The organism is Sorangium sp. So ce887 (assembly GCF_051521455.1).
In the GTDB taxonomy this organism is placed as follows: Bacteria; Myxococcota_A; Polyangia; order Polyangiales; family Polyangiaceae; genus Sorangium.
In genome coordinates, this window is sequence record NZ_CP150354.1 from 10,350,001 (window position 1) to 10,370,000 (window position 20,000).

General features: G+C 72.3%; 15 protein-coding genes (1 of these 15 running past the window's edge). 9 read left to right on the plus strand and 6 right to left on the minus strand.

Annotation, left to right across the window (positions count from 1 at the left end):
* Positions 1-819: the 3' portion of a hypothetical protein gene (locus WMF36_RS38735; protein ID WP_437575851.1), read on the plus strand. The gene continues 15 nt to the left of window position 1, outside the view; only the last 819 of its 834 coding nucleotides appear in the window; its start codon lies off the left edge, out of view; it ends in the stop codon at positions 817-819.
* A gap of 8 nt (positions 820-827) precedes the next feature.
* Positions 828-1,427, plus strand: a complete 600-nt coding sequence (locus WMF36_RS38740; protein WP_437575852.1) for a hypothetical protein — start codon at positions 828-830, stop codon at positions 1,425-1,427.
* A gap of 19 nt (positions 1,428-1,446) precedes the next feature.
* On the opposite strand, the gene nadA is transcribed toward WMF36_RS38740, so the two are convergent.
* Complete coding sequence (nadA, locus tag WMF36_RS38745) at positions 1,447-2,406, minus strand: quinolinate synthase NadA (RefSeq protein ID WP_437575853.1); 960 nt, start codon at positions 2,404-2,406, stop codon at positions 1,447-1,449.
* A 172-nt stretch (positions 2,407-2,578) separates the two neighbouring features.
* Between nadA and WMF36_RS38750 the strand changes: the two genes are divergently transcribed.
* The 4 genes from WMF36_RS38750 (at position 2,579) to WMF36_RS38765 (ending at position 8,401) form a co-directional block, all read left to right on the plus strand.
* On the plus strand, positions 2,579-2,917 hold the full coding sequence (locus tag WMF36_RS38750) for a DUF3634 family protein (RefSeq protein WP_437575854.1): 339 nt from the start codon (positions 2,579-2,581) through the stop codon (positions 2,915-2,917).
* A gap of 43 nt (positions 2,918-2,960) precedes the next feature.
* Complete coding sequence (locus WMF36_RS38755) at positions 2,961-4,352, plus strand: ABC1 kinase family protein (RefSeq protein ID WP_437575855.1); 1,392 nt, start codon at positions 2,961-2,963, stop codon at positions 4,350-4,352.
* A gap of 108 nt (positions 4,353-4,460) precedes the next feature.
* Positions 4,461-6,488 carry a protein kinase domain-containing protein gene (locus WMF36_RS38760; protein ID WP_437575856.1) on the plus strand — a complete coding sequence of 676 codons (2,028 nt, stop codon included), beginning with the start codon at positions 4,461-4,463 and terminating at the stop codon, positions 6,486-6,488.
* A gap of 17 nt (positions 6,489-6,505) precedes the next feature.
* Positions 6,506-8,401, plus strand: a complete 1,896-nt coding sequence (locus WMF36_RS38765; RefSeq protein ID WP_437575857.1) for a hypothetical protein — start codon at positions 6,506-6,508, stop codon at positions 8,399-8,401.
* A gap of 89 nt (positions 8,402-8,490) precedes the next feature.
* On the opposite strand, the gene WMF36_RS38770 is transcribed toward WMF36_RS38765, so the two are convergent.
* Complete coding sequence (locus WMF36_RS38770; RefSeq protein WP_437575858.1) at positions 8,491-10,434, minus strand: ribonuclease R family protein; 1,944 nt, start codon at positions 10,432-10,434, stop codon at positions 8,491-8,493.
* 319 nt (positions 10,435-10,753) lie between these two features.
* On the opposite strand from WMF36_RS38770, the gene WMF36_RS38775 reads away from it, so the two are divergent.
* Positions 10,754-11,287, plus strand: a complete 534-nt coding sequence (locus WMF36_RS38775; RefSeq protein ID WP_437575859.1) for an FHA domain-containing protein — start codon at positions 10,754-10,756, stop codon at positions 11,285-11,287.
* Between the two features lie 19 nt (positions 11,288-11,306).
* On the opposite strand, the gene WMF36_RS38780 is transcribed toward WMF36_RS38775, so the two are convergent.
* Together WMF36_RS38780 and WMF36_RS38785 are read right to left on the minus strand one after the other, a co-directional pair.
* Positions 11,307-13,196: a PEGA domain-containing protein gene (locus tag WMF36_RS38780; protein ID WP_437575860.1), complete on the minus strand. Its 1,890-nt coding sequence runs from the start codon at positions 13,194-13,196 to the stop codon at positions 11,307-11,309.
* Between the two features lie 121 nt (positions 13,197-13,317).
* Positions 13,318-16,113, minus strand: a complete 2,796-nt coding sequence (locus WMF36_RS38785) for a protein kinase domain-containing protein (RefSeq protein WP_437575861.1) — start codon at positions 16,111-16,113, stop codon at positions 13,318-13,320.
* Positions 16,114-16,506: 393 nt separating this feature from the next.
* Between WMF36_RS38785 and WMF36_RS38790 the strand changes: the two genes are divergently transcribed.
* Positions 16,507-17,904, plus strand: a complete 1,398-nt coding sequence (locus tag WMF36_RS38790) for a cytochrome-c peroxidase (RefSeq protein ID WP_437575862.1) — start codon at positions 16,507-16,509, stop codon at positions 17,902-17,904.
* A gap of 54 nt (positions 17,905-17,958) precedes the next feature.
* On the opposite strand, the gene WMF36_RS38795 is transcribed toward WMF36_RS38790, so the two are convergent.
* Positions 17,959-18,276 carry a hypothetical protein gene (locus WMF36_RS38795; RefSeq protein WP_437575863.1) on the minus strand — a complete coding sequence of 106 codons (318 nt, stop codon included), beginning with the start codon at positions 18,274-18,276 and terminating at the stop codon, positions 17,959-17,961.
* Between the two features lie 106 nt (positions 18,277-18,382).
* On the minus strand, positions 18,383-18,937 hold the full coding sequence (locus WMF36_RS38800) for a hypothetical protein (RefSeq protein WP_437575864.1): 555 nt from the start codon (positions 18,935-18,937) through the stop codon (positions 18,383-18,385).
* A 291-nt stretch (positions 18,938-19,228) separates the two neighbouring features.
* On the opposite strand from WMF36_RS38800, the gene WMF36_RS38805 reads away from it, so the two are divergent.
* Complete coding sequence (locus WMF36_RS38805) at positions 19,229-19,939, plus strand: caleosin family protein (protein ID WP_437575865.1); 711 nt, start codon at positions 19,229-19,231, stop codon at positions 19,937-19,939.
* The last annotated feature ends 61 nt before the right edge of the window (positions 19,940-20,000 follow it).

The window sequence follows — 20,000 nt, forward strand, 5'->3', positions numbered from 1 at the left end:
GCCCTCGTGGGACGAGGCATGGCAGCGGGCGCGGTCGCGCTCGCCTGCGCCGCGACCGCGCGCGCCGAGGAGCCGACAGCCGCCGTGCCCGCCCAGGGCGCCGCTGACGCCGAGGAGCCCGCGAAACCGCCGCGGCCGCCGCTGCCGCCCGCGTCCCCACCACCGCGCTTGCCGTGGGACCGGCACATCGAGATCGGCGCGGACGCGGCCTTCGTCAGCTGGCTCGGGACGCGCGACGACGCGGGCCGTCTGACGCGCGTTCGCCTGGAGCCCGCGATCGGCCTCGGCATCCATGCGCGCTGGGAGATCCTCGAGCTCCTGCGCTTCTCCGCCTTCGTCGTGCTTTCCCGGCACGAGCTCGCCCTGCAGCAAGGCGCGCTGGGGCAGCCCGGCGCCATCACGGCAGAGCCGCGCGAGGACGGCGCGCCCGGGGTGCGCGCCCTCGCGCTCGGCGCGCGCCTCGCGCCGACGCTGCCGCTCGGCGAGCGCGCCCGCGCGTGGGCGTCGGTCGGCGTCGGCTACGACCGGTTCGACTTCGACCGCATGCGGGTCTCCGATCCGGGGGGCGAGTTCACCGTCCGCGAGCGCGGAGCCTCGTACATCGCCATCCCGCTGGGGCTCGGGGTGTCGCTCGACCTCATCCGCGACTGGCTCACGATCGAGCTGGAGACCTCGGGGGCGTTCGTGCTCGGCCGGGGCGGCGACGCCACGCGGGAAGGCCAGGCCATCGACGGCCTGGGGCTGCGGCGCACCATCGGCGCGCTGCCGCAGGCTCGCGGCTCGTTCATGCAGACCCTCGGCCTGTCCCTGGTGCTGTGATCGCCGTCGTGCGCGCGCGGGGTAGGCGGCTGACCCTCACCGCCGCGCTCGCTCTGGCGGCCACGGCGTGCGGCGATCCGGCCCCGAGGGGACGCCCTCAAGCGCCGCCGCGATCGGCCGCTCCCACGGCGCCGCCGGCTCGCTCGCAGCGCGGCGACGGCGGGACACCGCACGCGGGACGCCAGGACGATGCCCCAGCGGGAGGTCAGGGCGACGGGCCGGCGGGTTCCAGGAAAGACGCCGCCGCAGCGCAGCCGCGGGAACGGCGATTCCCGGCCGCCTGCGCGGGCGACGCGGACTGCGGTTACGACCCGGCGAGCGGGCGCTGCGGCGCCGATCCCCGGCTGAACCGGCAGCCGCCCGTCACGGATCAGGGGATCGTCTGCTACTGCGACGCGGGCGCGTGCGCGCTGCTCCGCGTGCTGCCCGTGCCGTGCGAGGGGGACCACGACTGCGCCGTGGCCCACGAGCCGCGCCCCCACCCTGTCCGCGCGACCCGCGCGCGGCCGCACGAGAAGGGGCGCCCCTGCCGCGACCTCACCCTGTCGACGACGTGCGAGCGGACGAACATCTGCACCCTGCACCGCCACGCGTGCCCGGGGCGGTGAGGCGCGTCGCCAGGCGAGCTCAGCTGAGGGCCAGCATGCGATCGATCGGGACGCGCGCCCGTTCGCGCAGCTCGGGCGCCATCTCGAGGCGCGGGGCGAGGTCGCGCAGCGCGAGATAGACCTTCTCGAGCGTGTTGAGCCGCATGAAGGGGCACTCGTTGCAGGCGCAGTTGCCCTCGGGCGGCCCCTCGATGAACTCCTTCTGCGGCGACGCCTTGCGCATCTGGTGCACGATGCCGCTCTCCGTCGCGACGATGTACTTCGTGGCGTCGTCCGCGATCGTGTACTTGAGCAACGCGGTCGTCGAGCCGATGTAGTCGGCCATCCGCAGGATCGGCTCCTCGCACTCGGGGTGCGCGATGAGCTTCGCGTCCGGGTGGCGCTCGCGCAGCGCGATGATCTTGCGCAGGCTGAACGTCTCGTGCACGACGCAGCTGCCCTGCCACAGGCGCATCGGGCGGCCCGTCTTCTCCACGAGCCAGCGCCCGAGGTTCTTGTCGGGCGCAAAGAGGATCTCCTGCCCCTCGGGGATCGCGCGGACGATCTTCTCGGCGTTCGACGACGTGCAGATGTAGTCGCTCTCCGCCTTCACCTCGGCGGAGCAGTTGATGTAGGAGATCGCGGCCGCGCCGGGGTACCGGGCGCGCCACGCGCGGAAGCGGTCGGCGGGGCAGCCGTCGGCGAGCGAGCAGCCAGCCTGCATGTCGGGCACCACGACGATGCGCTCCGGGTTCAGGATCTTCGCCGTCTCGGCCATGAAATGCACGCCGGCGAACAGGATGACGTCCGCGGTGGTCTTCTTGGCCTGCTGGGCCAGCTGCAACGAGTCGCCGAGGAAGTCCGCGAGATCCTGGATCTCGCCATCCTGGTAGTAGTGGGCCAGGAGGACGGCGTTCCTCTCCCGCTTCAGGCGGCTGATCTCGTCGTGCAGATCCAGGCGCGGATCGATGGCGGCAGGCTGGGGCGCGGCGCTCGTCATGGGGTCATAAGGTAGGCACCGCGCGCCGCGCTGACCAGGCCCCGCGGTCCGGGCCGCGCTCGCAGGCGCTCCAGAGCCCGCCGCGTCCAGCGTTGACAACGGCCGGCACCGGTTCACGATCCTGGCCCGCGGTGAGCCTGGGGGAGGCGCGCTCGTCGTGGGCGGCCTCCCCATGTCCTTCCTGATCCCCCTCGCCCTGCTCGCCGTCGTCGTGCCGCTCATCGTGGCCCTCCTCCGGGCGAATGAGCTCTTTTACGTGCGCGTCGAGGGGCGTAACGTCCGGCTGCTCCGCGGCCGGCTGCCGCAACGCCTGCTCGACGACATCACGGACGTCCTCCGCGCTGCGCCGGTCGGGCGGGGCGCGGTGCGGGTCGTGGTCGAGGACCGGCGGGCCCGGGTCCATGTGCAAGGGGACATCTCCCCGGAGCAGGCTCAGCAGCTGAGGAACACCGTCTCCCTCTGGCCGGTTCCGAAGATCCGCGCGGCCCCGAAGCGCCGCGTCGGCGCCTGACCTCTCCGCGCCGACCCACGCTACCCTGACGAGTCAGTCCCGCATGGCCCACGACAAGCCCAGAGACAAACCGCCGACCTCCAAGCTGGCGCGCCTGGCGCGCCTCGCCGGCCTCGCGCCCCGCACCATCCCGTTCGCCATCGAGGGCGCGAGGCGCGCCCTCGGCGCGACGCGGACCGAGGAGGAGGAGGCCGAGGCGCGGCGGAAGATGACCCAGGAGGTGAAGAAGACCGCCGAGGCGATGCTGAAGACGCTCGGCGAGATGAAGGGCCTGCCGCTCAAGTTCGGCCAGATGGCGAGCTACATCGACGGGCTCGCGCCGCCGGGGTACGAGGAGAAGTTCCAGGCCACGCTGAAGAAGCTGCTCGACAAGGCGCCCCCCCTGTCGCCCGAGGCCGCGGAGCAGATGGTCCTCCAGGAGCTCGGCACCCCGCCGCACGAGGTGTTCGCGGCGTGGGAGCGCGAGCCGTTCGCCGCGGCGAGCATCGGACAGGTGCACCGGGCCACGACGAAAGCGGGGGAGCGGGTCGCCGTCAAGGTGCAGTACCCCGGCATGGACAGGGCCATCGAGAACGATCTGAAGAGCGTCTCGATGCTCGAGGCGATGATGGCGCCCATCGCCAAGAAGCTGCACGCCCGGCAGACCGTCGACGAGCTCCGCAAGGTCTTCCTGTCCGAGCTCGATTACGCGCGCGAGGCCGAGATGGCGGACCTGTTCCGCCGCATGAACGCCGGGGACGAGGACATCTACATCCCCCGGATCCACCACAGCCTCACGACGAGGCGGGTCATCACGCTCGAGTTCGTCGACGGCATGAGCTACGCCGAGTTCTGCGAGCGCGGCAGCCAGGAGGCGAAGAACCGCGCGGGCCTCTCCATCTGGCGCTTCACCTTTCGCTCGATGCTCCGGTACGGCTGGCTCTACGCCGATCCGCACCCCGGCAACTACCGATTCCACGAGGACGGCCGGGTCGGGATCCTCGATTTCGGCTGCGTGAAGCAGCTCCCGCCCGACCTCGTGGAGGGCATGAAGCGCTACATTCGCGCCGCCATGGACGCGGACTGGAAGGAGTTCGACCGCGCCTGCGTGGAGGTGCTCGGCTACGATCCGAACGACGAGAGCTGGGATCTCTACCGGAGCTACACGATGGAGCTCATGGTCCCGCTGTGCGCGCAAGGGACATGGAAGTGCTCCCCGGAGAAGGCGCGCGAGACCGTGGCCTACCTGACCCGCGGCATCCGGGGGCTCGCCTTCAAGCAGGGGGAGAAGATGCCCACCATCCCCCACGTGCCGAAGATGCCGCAGGACTTCACGTTCGTGAATCGGCTGCAGTGGGGGCTCGCGTCCGTGCTGGCGGGGCTCCGGACCGAGGCGGCGTTCCGGCCGACCATCGATCCCTGGGTGCGCGACGGGGTGTACCCGATCCCCGATTGAGCCGGGGACGCTGGCAGGCTCGTCGGCACGGGGAAGCGTGACGATGTCGCCCTCGCCGCGGCTCTCACCTTGACCTCGATCCCGCACGCTGTGACATTCGATCGGGGCATGGACGACGAGAGGGCGACCTGCGAGAGGCGCGTGGGGACGACCCTGCGGGGCAAATGGACGATCGATCGCCTCCTCGGGATCGGCGGGATGGCCGCCGTCTATGCCGCGACCCACAAGATCGGGCGGCGCGAGGCGATCAAGATCCTCCACCCCGAGGTCGCGCGCTCGAAGGACCTGCGCGCCCGGTTCGAGCGGGAGGCCCAGGCCGTCAATCGCTTCCGCCACCCCGGCGTGGTCGAGATCCGCGACATCGACATCGCCGAGGACGGCGCGCCGTTCCTCGTGATGGAGCTCCTCGACGGCGAGTCGCTCGCCGATCGGCTCCAGCGGCTCGGCCACATCGAGACAGGCGAGATGCTGCGGCTCATGGACGAGCTGCTCGACGTGCTCGGGGCGGCGCACGAGCAGGGGATCATCCACCGCGACATCAAGCTCGACAACCTCTTCTTCGAGCGGACCGGGCGCCTCAAGGTGCTCGACTTCGGCATCGCCCGCATGCGCGACGGCGTGAAGACGGCGATGCGGACCCGGACGGGCGCGACGCTCGGGACCGTGTCGTACATGGCCCCGGAGCAGGTGCGCGGCATCTCGGTCGACCACCGGGCGGACCTCTTCGCCGCCGGCGCGACGATGTTCCGGCTGATCGCGAAGCGGCGCATCCACGAGGCGCGCACGGAGTCCGAGCTGCTCGTGAAGATGGCGACCATGGCGGCGCCGCCGCTCGCGAGCGTCGCGCCGGAGACGCCGCCGGAGCTGTGCGCCCTCGTGGACAGGGCGCTCGCCTTCGATCGCGACCGGCGCTACCCGGACGCCCGCACGATGCAGGCGGACATGCGCGCGCTCCTGCGCGGAGAGCCGCCGCCGTTCGCGTCGGCGCGCCTCGCGGCGGGGGACTCGCCGTCGGCGGGCGCGCCGCAGGTCTCGCCGATGCTCGCGGCGGCCGGCTCTTCGATGGAGGCGCCGGCCGAGCCGCCGCCTCGGCCGGCGGCCCCCTCGGGCGCGAGGTGGAACGAGAGGGGCTCGGCGCCCGCGCTCGGGCCGGAGTCCGGCTCCGGCGGAGCGACCGCGTGGGAGGCCCCCACGACGGCGGCGCCCGGGGCCCGGGGCGGGAGCGTCATGGATGCCGCCCAGGCGCACGGAGGCCACCCGAGCATGGCGCAGGCCGGCCCCGGAGCGCCGAACGGACCGCCGTCGTCCCTGCACAACACGGGAGCAGGCCACGCCGGAATGCACGGCCCGCCCGCCTCACGCCACGGCGCCAGCATGCCCCACAGCGCGCCCGCCTCGCTCCACAACAGCGGCGCGTCCTACGGCGCGCCCGCCTCGCTCCACAACACCGGCTCGTCCCTGCACAACAGCGGCGCGTCCTACGGCGCGCCCGGCTCGCTCCACAACACCGGCTCGTCCCTGCACAACAGCGGCGCGTCCTACGGCGCGCCCGGCTCGCTCCACAACACCGGCTCGTCCCTGCACAACAGCGGCGCGTCCTACGGCGCGCCCGGCTCGCTCCACAACACCGGCTCGTCCCTGCACAACAGCGGCGCGTCCTACGGCGCGCCCGGCTCGCTCCACAACACCGGCTCGTCCCTGCACAACAGCGGCGCGTCCTACGGCGCGCCCTCGTCGCCGCACGCCGCCAGCGCCCCCTACGGCGACCCGTCGGCTGCCGGCTGGGCGCCGCGCCGCGCTCAGCCGAAGCAGCCGTTGAAGCTCATGATCCTGCTCGCGGTCGGCGGCGTGGCGCTCGTGATCGCGAGCGTCGTCGCGGTGTGGATGGCGCTCCGCGACGAACCCCAGAGCGACGCGGTTCGACACGATCTGCTGCCGGCGCAGAGCGCGAGCGCCGGGCCGACCCAGCTGTCCCCGTCCGAGAGCACCGACGAGCCGCCGCGCGACCCGGGCGAGCCGGAGACGATACGCCAGAACCCGCCGAACGCCCCGGCGAGCGCCCCGCCGCCCGTCAACACCATCATCATCGACTTGACCAAGAAGAAGCGCCAGACGAGAAAATCGCATCAGGATTGAAGTCAGAATCGCCGAACATGGAGCTCCGTCCCCCGATGGTCACGAGGACAACCCTGCGCGCTCGATCGATGCTCGTCGGGTCTGCGCTCGTGCTCACGCTCGCGGGAGCGTGCTCGGAGCCGGCGCCATTCAATCCGGGGCCAGGTGCCGGCGGTGGCGGTGCCGGCGGCGGCGGCGGCGGCGGCAGCGGAGGTGGCACCGGAGGCGCGCCGTTCTGCAGCGTCGGCCAGGAGCAGCCTTGCTATCCCGGCCCGGCGGACACCGAGGGCGTCGGCGTGTGCGCGGCGGGTGTGCGAAGGTGCCAGCCGGACGGCCAGAGCTTCGGCGACTGCGAGGGCGCCGTGGTCCCGAGGCCGGAGGACTGCAGCACCACCCTGGACGACGACTGCGACGGCGAGACGAGCGAGCCCGACGCGGGGTGCGTGTGCACCCCGGGCCAGATCGAGACCTGTTACAGCGGCCCCGAGGGGACGAACGGCGTCGGGCTCTGCGCGGCGGGGCTGCGAATGTGCGACATCTCGGGGACGTCGTGGCGGCCGTGCGACGGCCAGGTCACCCCGGCGAGCGAGACGTGCGCGGACGACACCGACGAGGACTGCGACGGCTTCGCCTGCAGCGCGCCGCTCTGGTCCGCCCTCTACGGCGATTCGAACATCCAGAGCGCGACGAGCGTCGGCGTCGACGCGCACGGGAACATCTATATCGGCGGCACCTTCTCGGGGACCATCCACCTGGGCGGTGAGACCCTGGTGGCCATCGGCACCGCCGACGTGTACGTCGCGAGCTTCGACGCGGCCGGAGCCCACCGCTGGAGCGCGAGGTTCGGCGGCAGCGGCGCCGAGACGCTCAACGCGCTCGCGGTGACGCCCGACGGCAACCTCGTGATTGGCGGGACGTTCTACGGATCGTTCACGTTCGGCAGCGCGACGCTGAGCAGCGTCAACGCGCTCGACAGCTTCGTGGCCACGCTGGGCGGAGACGGCACCCCCGGCTGGGCACGCCAGATCGGAAACAGCGCGGATCAGACGCTGCGCTCCATCGCGGTGGACACGGCCGGGAACATCGTGATCGCCGGCTACTTCAGCGGATCGCTGCTCTGCTCGACGGGGCCCGTCCCGGTCTGCGTCGACAGCAAAGGCGGCACCGATATCTTCGTGCGGAAGTACGATCCGCTCGGGGCCGTCCTGTGGACCAGGATCTACGGAGACACCTCAAACCAGTTCGCCACCAGCGCGGCCGTCGACGCCGAGGGCAGCGTGTTCATCACCGGCCGGTACAACGGCACGTTGATCGTCGGGAGCCGGCAAGTGAGAAACACCGGGCTCGGGCCGAACCTGTTCGTCCTCAAGCTCGACAGCGGTGGGCTCGACGTCTGGCTGTCGGACTACGGGGACACGGCCTCGCAGGCAGGCACCGGGATCGCCACCACCCCGTCCGGCGCGGTGCTCGTGACGGGGACGTACGCGGGCGAGCTCGACTTCGGCCCTGAAAACCGGATTCGTGCCAACGGCGTACAGACAGCGTTCGTGGTGTCGCTCGACCCGAGCGGCACGCCTGGTTGGGCGCGGTCGTTCGTCGGTGATGGCTCGCAGGAGAGCACGGCGGTCGTCGCGGACGCAGCGGGCAACGCGGTGGTGACCGGCGCGGCGCAGGGCGTGATCGCCCTCGGCGACGAGGCGCTCCCGAACGGCGGCGGCTTCGACGCCTTCATCGCGAAGCTCGACCCGCAGGGCAAGACCGTCTGGGGGAAGGTGCTCGGCGCCGCCGGCAACCAGAAGTCGAACGCAGCGGCCATCTCGCCCGGGACCGGCACCATCGTGTTCTGCGGTACGGCCGAGGGGAGGATCGACTTCGGCCTCGGCGAGCACGAGGCGAACGGCACCGACGCGTTCGCCGCGAGCCTGTCGCCGTAGCCCGCCGTGAACACGAGCGGCACCGACGCGTTCGCCGTGAGCCTGTCGTGTAGCCGCCACGGACGCCGCGGTGCGCGCGGCGGCCCACGTCACGCGGCGCCGCGAGCGCCCGCAGGGACGAGGTCGACGCGCCCGAGCTCCTCGTTCGTCGACGCGATGGCGGCGCGGATCGGCTCGCCGATGCCGTAGCGACGGGCCGCGCCGATCAGCGCCTGGGCGGCGGCGTCGAGCCGATAAGGGCCGTCCGGCAGCGCCTCCAGCGCGATCGTGCCCGTCGCGCCGGACTCGAGCATCTGGACGACGAGGCCGAACGGCTTGATGGACACGATGTTGCCCTCGATCTCCTCGCCGATCCGGGTGGCGAACAGGCGCGCCACGAGCATGCGGTGCCGCTCGGTCTCGGCCTTGCCAGCGCTGCGCGCCCGCGCGTTCAGGTGGTGGGCGAGCGACGCGAGCGCCTCGGAGTCCGCGCGCGGATCGCGGTGGCCCTGGAGGTAGCGCTTGACCACGCGATGCACCGCGAGGTCGGCATAGCGGCGGATCGGGGAGGTGAAGTGCAGGTACAGCGGGGCGCCCAGGCCGAAATGCAGGCCAGGGACGGCCGTGTAGCGCGCCGGGCCGAGCGCCTTGCCGAGCACGGTGCGGATGGCGGGCGCGAGCTCCGAGCCCCGGAACTGCGCCTCGAACGCCGCGAGGCCGAAGGGGCTCAGGCGCGGGCCGAACCCGGCCTCGACGCCGAAGTTGTGCGCGAAGTGCTCGAGCGTCCGGACGCGCTCCTCGGTGGGCTCGTCGTGGACGCGAAAGACGCAGGGGAGCCCGCGCGCCACGAGCCAGCGGGCCACGGCCTCGTTCGCCGCCACCATCAGCCGCTCGATGAGGCGGTGCGCGCCCGTGTCGGCGCGCGGCGAGACGCCGGTCGGCTCGCGCGTCTCGGCGTCCAGCGTCACATAGGCCTCCTCGCGGTCGAGCTCGACCCCGCCGCGCGCCCCGCGCACCGTCGAGAGCCGCGCGGCCGCGGTGCGGAGCCAGCGCACGACCGGGCGGGCCGCCTCGGGGATGACGGCGGAGCGGCCCGTCGTCAGGAACTCCTCGACGGCATCGTACGAGAGGCGCGCGTGCGAGCGGATCACGCTCTCGTGAAGGTCGATCGAGGTGACGCCGCCCTCGGGATCGACGCGCAGCTCGATCGTGACCGCGAGCCGATCGACCCCCGGGAGCAGGCTCGCTCCCTCGCTGGAGATCGCGTCGGGGAGCATCGGGATGACGCGGCCAGCCAGGTAGACGCTCGTGCCCCGGGCGCGGGCCTCGAGATCGAGCAGCGAGCCCTCCGGGACGAACGCGTCCACGTCGGCGATCGAGACGAAGACGCGGAGCGCCCCGTCGGGCCCGGCCGGCAGCACGGAGACGGCGTCGTCGATGTCCGTGGTGACGGGCGCGTCGATCGTGACCGTGATGAGCTCGCGCAGGTCGCGGCGACCGCGCGCGAGCTCACGCTCGACCGACGTCGCCGCCACCGCCGCGCGCGACGCCTCGACGACCTCGCCCGCGAACACGGCGCGCACGCCGTTGCGGGCGAGGCAGCGCTCGATGCCGAGATCGGCGCCCGGCGCGACGACCCGCGCCGGGACGACCGTCGCGCCCTCGATGAGGGCGACCACCGACGTGCCCTCGGCGAGGTCGTCGGCGGTGCCCGGCTTGAACGGCCAGTCCGTGTTGGAGACGAGGCGATCAACCCGGAGGTGCGGCCGCTTCGCGTGCGAGACGACCGTCCCGAAGAGCTCGGCGCGATCGCGGTGGACGAGCGCGAGCTGCGACGCGCCGTAGCGACCCGGCTCGGCCTCCACGACCACCGCGTCCACGACGTCGCCGTCGAGGAACGGGTTCAGATCGGGCGGCGTGATGAAGGCGGTCGCCGGGGCCAGGGCCCCGCCCGGCCTGCCCGGCGCACCGCCCTTCTCCGGAGAGGCCTCGATGTTCAGGAACCCGAAGCCGCGTGGGTTGACCGAGATGCGTCCACGAACCAGTGCGTGCATGGGCGCGGAAGGTACGCCAGGTTCCGGCGTTTTCGAGCGCAGTCTGTCCGGCGAGCCGCCGCAGCCGCCTCATCGGTGCTCGGCGCTCACGAATTACCGCGGAGCGGTAATCAGAGGTGGCGCGATCCCAGGACACCGCGATGCGCACACATCGGAGCACCGACTCGGGCTCAGGAGCTTCGCGCCGCGCCGCGGAGAGGCGATGTGCCCAGCTCGACGGTCACCGCGAGTCCACGCTGCGGAGATGTGGGTGATTCGCGGCAGCAAAGTGCGTCCACCAACGTTCCGCTCCTCGGGTTCGGCTTATACTCGGCACATCGTGGAAGAATCAGGGGACATCATCGAGCTTGCGCGTGTGATGCCTCGGGACCGCTTCGTTCGCAGGGTGACGAACCTGCTCCTCGTGGTGTCCGAGGCGGGTCCGGACAGCCAGCCATTTGCCTTCCGGACCGTCGCCGCCTCGCCGGCGGCGCACCGGAAGCCGCCGCCTCCGCCCGGTCCGACCAGCGAGGTGTTCGAGGTCGTCAAGGCGAAGGGCAATCCCTATCCCGATCAGATCTCGGTGGGCCGCACGCGCAATTGCGACGTGGTGCTGCGCCACCCGTCGGTGTCGAAGCTGCACGCGCACTTCCGGCGGCTGGATGCGCAGGGGCAGCTCGTGCTCATCGACAACGGCTCACAGAACGGTACCCGCGTGAACGGCGCGCTGCTCTCCGAGAACGAGCCGCAGGAGGTCGCGGTGGGCGATGTGATCCAGTTCGGCCGGCTCACGGCCTCGCTGCTCGACGCGTCGCGCCTCTTCGAGCTCGTGCGCGAGCAGGCGCGCCTCGCGCGGGACCAGGCGAGCCGCTGAGCGCCGCGCGCGGCGGCGCTCAGAAGCGGTATCCCGCGGCGATGTTCGGAAAGAACATCGTGAACGTGCCGTGGGCCAGCTCCTCGAACACGACCTTCTTGCCCGGCGCGCAGTCGACCGTCGGGTCCGTCTCGTTACACTCGGCGTCGACCACGTAGGTGTTGCCCGTCTCGAGCGGCGGGCCGTCGACGAGGAAAAAGCCGACACCGAGGCCCGCGCTGGCGGTGAGCCGCCCGAGCTTCAGCCGGAGCCGGAGCTCCGGCATGGCGAACGGGGCGGCGGAGCGGACGGCTCTGCCCGCGTTGTACACGGCCACGCGGACGGTCCTCCGCGCGTCGGACGCCGTGCCGGTCACCTCGTCGCTCATCTCGGCCAGCACCACGCCGAGCCCGAGCGCTCCGCCGACGTCGAACCAGGAAGACAGCCCGTAATGGTAACTGCCGCCGACCATCACGGTCACGCCGGCCAGCTCGATGTCGTCCTGGAAGGTGTACCGGATGGGGAGCCGGGCCATGCCCCCGTCCGGTGCGGCGTACGTCGCGTCGAGCGAGCGAGCGAGCGCCGTGTGGAGGCTCAGGTACCCGGCCGTGAGCTCGATGGCGGCGCCGGTGGGGAACTCGTAGCTGCCGCGCAGGCCGGCGAGGACGCCGGAAGGACGCGAGACGTTGGAGCAGCGGTAGCTGCCGCAGCTCAGCTCGGCGTCGCTCTCGAGCGACGAGGCGAAGGCATAGCCGCCGACCGCCTCCAGCCGGAAGACACCGACCCTCCGCCCCCAGCGCGGGTGGGCCTCGTCGGTGGCGAGCGGCAGGACGATATCGCCCCTGGTCGTCCGGTCGACGGTCGTGCGGAGCGTGCGCGCGAAATAGCCGGGCTCGTGCGCCTCGAAGGTGTGGCGCCCGAGCGGCAGCGCCCCCCGCCACTGCCCCTTGCCGACCGGGACGCCGTTGATGGTCAGATCCGCGCTCAGCGGCTGGACGACGACGTGGACCTCGTCGCCGAGCGGGCCCGCCTCGACCGTGGCGACGGCGAGCTGCCCCGCGACGACGTTCGCCTCGCGCGGCGCGGAGCCGAGGTTGCCTCTGCGCACCGAATAAAAATGAGGGCCGGGCGCGAGCGCTCCCTCCCACGGCAGCTGCCCGATCAGCGTGCCGTCGATGATGAGATCCGCGCCGACGAGCCGCTCGTCCTCGACCTTCAGCCGGCCCGTGTTGGCGAGCGGCTCGAGCTTCGCGTCCACCGCGGTGGTCTCGGCGACCCGGACGGTCAGGATCGTCTCGAACGTGCGCCAGCCATCCTTGACGACGCGGAGGGTGTGGGCGCCGGGGAGCAGCCGGATCGGGCCGGAGACGGGGAGCCGGCCGCGCGACCTCCCGTCGATGAGCACCAGGCCATCGACATTCGACGAGACGAGGACGCTGCCGATCCGCCCCCGCAGCCCGGCGATCGTGGCCGCGACGCCCTTGCGCTCCGGCTCGCCGAGCTCCGCGCGGAACGCCGTGAGCAACGCCTCGTAGAGCTCGAGCGCTTCATCGTAACGCCCGAGCTGATCGAGGCAGAACGCGGCGTTGAGGGTGTTGGGCACCGACGCGACAAGCTGGCGCGATCTCACATAGAGCTCGAGCGCACGCTGGCAGTCGCCGATCTTGCGCAGCTCGTTGCCCTCCTGAAAGAGCGCCTTGGCCCGGGCGAGCGTCTCGTCGGCAGACACGGAGGGCTCAGGCGGCGCGGAGGGCGCGGGCGCGGTGGACGGCGCGGAGGGCGCGGGCGGCGCGGGCGCGGCGGCGGGCGGTGTGGAAGGCGTGGAGGGCGTTGCCCGCTCGGGCTGCGCGAGGGCCGGAGACGCAGGCACCGCGAGCGCCGCGGCGAGCGCGCACACGGCGAAGGAGCGCCGCGGGGCGGTAGTGGTCAACTTTGCCCAGAGAGAGTCCACATGAAGGCGGTAAGACGGGAAGATCATTGATCTTTTCTTCCCGCCTTCCCGCCTTCATGTTCAAATTTGATCCCTACCCGCGGGGCGCGCGGCGTCCGGATCACCACCGGTCGACCGGCATCACCGCGGTCGGGGCCGGCGGGGCCGCGGGCGCCCCCGTGGAGGACGAGGAGACATCGACCGGAGGGGAGGCGCCGCGTGGCGTGCGGCGCGTCCGGTCGCGGCGCGGGGCCGGCTCGGGGACCGAGACCGAAGCAGAGGCCGGCGCGAGCGGCTGGAGCTCGATGCGATCGGGGCGGAGCCGGCCGTCGCTCAGCATGAACACCGTCTCCCTCGTGGTCGCGCCGTCGCGGCTCACCTCGAGCTCGAACGTGTCGCCGGCCTTGCCGGTCAGGTCGAGCCGGCCATCGCTCACCGGGCGCGCCGCGCCGTTGACCCGCACCGTCGCCTCCTTCGGGAGCGTCACGGCCGCGGTGAAGGACGCAGGTGTCGGCGCGGGCGCGGGAGCAGGAACGGCGGGCTCGTTCTGCGCGGCGGCCGGCGCGCGCCCCTCGCCGCCCGTCGAGGCGCGCAGGGCGAAGCCGCCGCCGATCGCGGCGAGGGCGATCGCCGTGACCGCCGCCCCGACGAAGCGCCTCCGCGCGACGCCCGCGGGCGCCTGCGCCGCCGTGAAGGAGCTGCCGCCGATCGAGCGCTCCTCCCCCTCGACGGAGCGGGCGAGCCTCGACTCGCGGCGCAGCGCGGCCATCGGGGTGGCGCCGGCGCGCCGCTCCGCGTCGATGCCACGCAGCTGTTCCAGCGTGACGATGTCGGTGCCCTCCGCGTGCAGCTCGAGCGCGACGATCAGCTCCTCCATGCTCTGCCAGCGCTCCCCGGGATCGCGCAGGAGGCCGCGGTGCACGACGGCGGCGAGGGCCGGATCGAGCCACGGCGCGGCCGCGGCCAGCGGCGGTACGCGCTCGGTGCAGATCGAGAGCAGGAGTTCGGCGAGCGAGGCGTTCGGATCCCAGGGGCAGCTCCCGCAGAGCGCCTGGTAGAGCGAGACGCAGAGGCTCCAGATGTCGGAGCGGTGATCGATGTCCCTCGCCATCTTCGCCTGCTCGGGCGACATGTAGATCGGCGACCCGAGCACGCCGCCGGCGCGCGTGAGCTCGTGCGAGACGCCGTCGCCGGTGCGCTTCGCGATGCCGAAATCGCAGACCTTGACCACGAGACGGCGATCGCTCGAGGACGGCGGGCGGATCGAGCCGGACGAGCGGCGGGTGGAGGGCGGCGGCCTGATCGAGCCGGACCGGCGCTGGCCGGACGGCGGCGGCCTGACCGAGCTCGACCCGCGCCGCGTGGACGGCGGCGACGCCGCCGAGAGCGGGGCGCGCTGGGTGGACGGCGGCGACGCCGCCGAGAGCGGGGCGCGCTGGGTGGACGGCGGCGGCGCGATCGAGCTCGGCGCCCGGTACGCCGCGCCCTCGAACGGCGCGTGCAGGAAGAGGTTCGCCGGCTTGATGTCCCGGTGCACGATCCCCGCGGCGTGCGCCGCCGCGAGCCCGCGCGCCGCCTGGATGAACACGCGCACGACCGGCGCCGGCTCGAGCGGGCCGCGCATCCTGAGGAGCTTGGCGAGGTCGACGCCGTGCAAGAGCTCCATGATGATGAACGGGGTGGCCAGCGTGAGATCCGTCCCGAGCTCGAACGTCTTGACCACGTGCGGGCTCTGGCTCGCGGTCACCGCGCGCGCCTCGCGGATGAAGCGGCGCACGGCGTGGTCGTCCTGCCCGACGGCGCTCTTGAAGATGACCTTGGCCGCGACCCGCCGCCCCTCGGGCGACTCCGCCTCGTAGACGGCGCCCATCCCGCCGCGCCCGATCAGGCGGCGCACCGCGTACCGGCCGCCGAGCTGGCGGCCGACGAGCGGATCGGTCTCGGCGCCGGCGCGCTCGGCGATCGCGTCGCGCAGCTCGGGATCGAGCGGCCTCAGCATGTCGATCGTGAGCCCCTCCTCGCCGCCGGAGGCAGCGCGCAGCGCCTCGGCGAACGCCTCGATCGACGGGTAGCGCCGGTCCACGTCGCTGTGCAGCGCGAGCGAGAGCGCGGTCGCGAGGCGCGCCGCGATCCACGGGGCGCGGTCCTGGATCGACGGGAGCTGCGCGAGCGTCGACGGCGGCGCGTCCGCCCCCGAGTCCGCCGGGCCGAAGTCGGCGGTGTCCGGCGTGACGTCGAGCTCGGCCCACGGCGAGACGCCGCAGAGCATCTCGTAGAGCGTCGCCGCCAGGCCGAAGACGTCGCCCCGGACGTCCGCGGCGCGATCCCGCGGCCCCGATTCGTCGCGCGGGCGACCGGAGCTCCTCGCCTTGCCCGGGTCGGAGGTGGCCGTGTCGTAGCCCTTCGAGAGCCCGAAGCCGAAGACGCGGACCAGGATCTCGCCGTTCGGGAGGTGCTCCAGGAAGAGACGCGGCGGGCGAACGTCGCGGTAGACGAGGCCCGCGGCGTGGACCGCCGAGAGCCCCGCGGCAGCCTGGAGCGCGATCCGCACGGCGACCTCGGGCGCGAGCGGCCCCGTCTCGGCGAGCAGGGCGGCGACGTCGGTGCCGTCGAGCAGCGGCATCACGAGGTAGGCGAGATCTCGCTCGAGGTCGTGACCGGCGTCGGCGATCGGGACGACGTGGGCGTTGTCGAGCTTCGACGTGACGCTCGCCTCGCGGCTGAGCCGCGACAGCGTGTCCTCGGTGACGACCTCGGGCCGCAGGACCTTCAGCGCGACGCGGCGGCCAGAGGAGCTCCGGGCCTCGAACACGACACCGAACCCCTGCGCGGAGAGGACGCGGACGATCCGATATCCGCCGGTGAGCGCGCCCCCCACGAGCGCGGTCGGATCCGCCAGAGTTGCTGTCCGGCCCATGACCTCAAGCATACGACGGCCCATCGCTCCCCACAAAGCATGAGTCTCGGGCGACCTCGGAGGCGCGCTGCGCGAGGGCGCCGCACCGACGCGGAGCGCCGGCCACGCACCTACAACGACGCCAGGCCGCGTCGCGGTCACGCCGCGCCGCGCCGCGCCGCAGCGTCGCCGCCGAATGTAGGCACGACAACCGCAGATAGCGCGGTGACCAGACCCTCGGATACGCAGTAAGCCTGTTGAATCACGGAAGATTGTTCTTGCCGGCCACCGACTCGCAACATTAGATTCCCATCATCGGATTCACAGCCGCTCGGTCAGGCTCTGGGCAGGACTGGTTGATCTCACCGACGCACAGCGATGTGCGCCTCCCCCGCCGGGGGAGCTGGAGGCACCATGACCCTGCGATGGATCGGGCGGGCTCTCGCCGCCCTGGCGGCATGTCTCGTTGTCACGCTCCTCCTCGCGCGCCCGGCGCGCGCCAAGGGCTCCCGCGTCGATGAGCGGCTCGCGGAGACGCTCGCCCGACACGGCTTCACCGGAGAGATCGAGTCGACGCTGGAGCCGCGGCTCGGGCGGAAGCTCGACAAGAAGCTGGCGAGGCTCGGGCGTGAGCTGTTCCACGACAGCATCCTCGGCCTGAACGAGGACAACTCGTGCTCAGGGTGCCACTCGGCGACAGCGGGCTTCGCCGACACGCAGTCGATCTCGATCGGCATCGAGAACAACGGCGTCGTCGGGCCGCGCCGCGCGGGGCCCCGCAACCAGCGCCGCGCGCCGTCGGTCATCAACACGGCCTTCTATCCCACCCTGATGTGGAACTCGCGCTTCTTCGCCGTGTCCGGCGACCCCTTCGACAATAGCGAGGGGTTCTCGTTCACCTCGCCGGAGGGGATGTCGCTCTCGTCCTTGCCGCACCTGCTCACCGCGCAGGCGTTCATCCCGCCGACCGAGATCACCGAGATGACCGGGCACCAGGCGCCGACGTCGCACGACGTCGTGCGCGAGGAGGTCGCGGCGCGCGTGAACGAGGTGAAGGCCTACCGCCGCCGGTTCGGCAAGCAGTTCAACGCGGTGAAGCGAGGAAAACCCATCACCTACGAGATGATCGCGGCCGCCATCGCCGAGTTCGAGCTGTCGCTCACGTTCGCCGACGCGCCCATCGACAGGTTCGCCCGCGGCCGCCGGAAGGCGATGACGCTGGAGCAGAAGCGCGGCGCGCTGCTCTTCTTCGGCGAGGCGGGGTGCGTCCGCTGCCACGCTGTGTCAGGGCCGTCGAACGAGATGTTCAGCGACTTCCAGCAGCACGCCATCGGCGTGCCGCAGATCGCGCCGACCGACGACCCGGCGCTCTCGAACGTGATCTTCGACGGCCCGGACGCCGATGAGGACTTCGGCCTGGAGCAGGTCACGGGCGACCCGGCCGATCGGTACAAGTTCAGGACGTCGCCGCTGCGCAACGTCGCCCTTCAGCCCACGTTCTTCCACAACGGCTCGTTCACGTCGCTCGAGGGCGCCATCCGCCACCACCTCGACGTCTACAAGTCGGCCACCGAGTACACGAACGCTCACCTCGCTCCGGACCTGCGGGGCGACATGGGCCCGCTCGCCCCGGTCCTCGCCGCCGTCGACCCGCTGCTGCAGGAGCCGATCGAGCTCACCGAGGAGGAGATCGGCTGGCTCTGCGCCTTCGTCGGGGAGGCGCTGCTCGACCCGCGCGCGACCCCGAAGCGCCTCGAGGCGCTCATCCCGGACGAGGTCCCGAGCGGGCATGCGGTCCACCACTTCCAGTAGCCGCGGCTGGGTAGCCGGTGCTCACCGGGCCCTCCTGCTCGCGGGAGGCTCCTCTCAAGGGCGAGCCAGGCAGCTGTTCAACGACTCCAGCTGGATGCTGCACTCTTCGTTGTAATTCTCCGGAATGCAGTTGTCGTCGGCGTGGTTGCGGCACTCGAGGTAGGACTCCGACGCGTCCTCGCAGCCAGCCTCCTCGGCCGCCTCCGTCTCGGCGCTGCAGGCGTCCAGACAGGCGTCCTCGGTCATGGGAGCGCCCGGGCACTCCACCGCTCGCTCGCAGAGCTCAGGGCACCCCTCCTCGCCGTGGCCGTCGCTGCAGCTCAGGGCGGCGAGGGCGAGCCCGACGAGCGCCATGCTGGTCATCACCTTCATCGGGCCATCGTACCATGAGCGCGACGCGGCGCGCGGCCTCCGGGGGGAGAGGCCCCGCCGCGGCAGCGCCGGGGGGGCGCGGCGCCCTCCCCGGAGAGGGCGTGGCTCAGGGCAGGAGCCGGGAGATGAAGCTCCACTTCGCCGAGCGGCCGGACTTCATGGCGAGGACCGTGGTCACGCCGATCACCCCCGCCGTGAGGGCGATGTTGAGCGGCCCCATGACGTTGAGGAGCTGCTGCAGCCCCGCGGCCTTCGCGGGCGTGCGCGGCGACGGCGTGTCGCCGTCCCGGACCGGCACGGCGTGGCCGGGCGCCTGCTTGCTCATCTGACGTCCGCTCACCATGTTGACGAGGCTCGTCGCGAGCGTCGCGCCGAGCAGGGCGTCCTTCAAGCGCACAAGATTGCGGGTCTCCTCGTCGATCGACCGCCCCGAGATCATCGTCCGCCCGATAAACCAGGTGGCCGCGGCGGTGCCGAGCGAGATCGCGTTGACGAGGTTGTATCGCTGCCAGGCGTCGGCGAGGACCTTGCCGCGCTCGGCCTCGGAATGGATATCCTTGACCGCCTGGTGCAACGCCAGCCGGCCGAAGAGAGGGCCGCCGAACCCCGCGGCGAGACCGAGCTCATGTAATACCCATGCAGACGTCGAGAGTGTAGCCATGTCGTTCCACCTCGTCGCGACGCACCAAGCAAGATCGTGCCCAGGGCCGGACCGCGCCCCGTGCTCCAGGCCGTCGCAGACGCACCGGCTCAGCAGCGCGCCCGTGCGGGCGCTCTGTGATCGTTGGCCCCCCTGCGAGGCAATTCGCCTCACGCGCCGGCGCTCCGGCCACGCGGACGCAGCAGGTTGCGCCGCGCCGCCCCGTTCCGCACCGCGTCGGCCCGCGTCGTGCTTTCGCTCCCGGGCCAGGACAGGCGCGGCCAGGTCGCGCGGACACGGGAGAGGAGCACCATGGACGAGCGAAACGGCAGGCTGAGGACCTTCAAACCGACGGAGCTATCGGGGTCGCCCTCGGCGGACGCGCGCCCGCCGCCCCACGGCGAGGGGCGAGGACCGGAGAGGTTCGTGTCGGCGTCGGCGACCCGGGACGTGTACGGCACGCAGCCGGCGGCGCTCGGCGACAGGACGGCGCTCGAGTTGCACTCGGCCTTCTTCGACAGAAACCACGATGGGGTCATCACGCTCCGCGAGACCTACGAGGGGCTGCGCGCGCTCGGGATCGGGCGGGCGATCTCCGCGTGGTTCGCGCTCGCCATCAACGGAGCGCTCGGGCCCGCGACGTCCCGATCGTTGGTTCCCACGCTCTCGATCACCCTCGAGAACATCCACCGAGCGAAGCACGCGAGCGACACAGGCGTCTACGACAAGGACGGCAGGTTCGATCCGCAGAAGTTCGACGAGCTGTTCGCGCGCTGGGACAAGGACCGCGACGGCGCCCTGAACGCCCGCGAGCTCGTGGCGCGCGCGCTGGGAGATCGGGACCTGGGCGATGTGCTCGGGTTCCTGGCGTCAGCAGGCGAGTGGTCGGTGCTCTATGCGCTCGCCGGTAAAGGGGGGAAGCTGACGCGCGAGCAGCTGCGCCGGATGTACGACGGGACGCTCTTCTACGAGCTCGAGCGAGAGAGGCAGGCCGCCCGAAGCAGCGCAGGCGCAGCGGCGTGATCCGCGGAATCGACGGAGCTTTCGCCCCGGCCAGGACACTTGACGTCCTGGATCGACATCA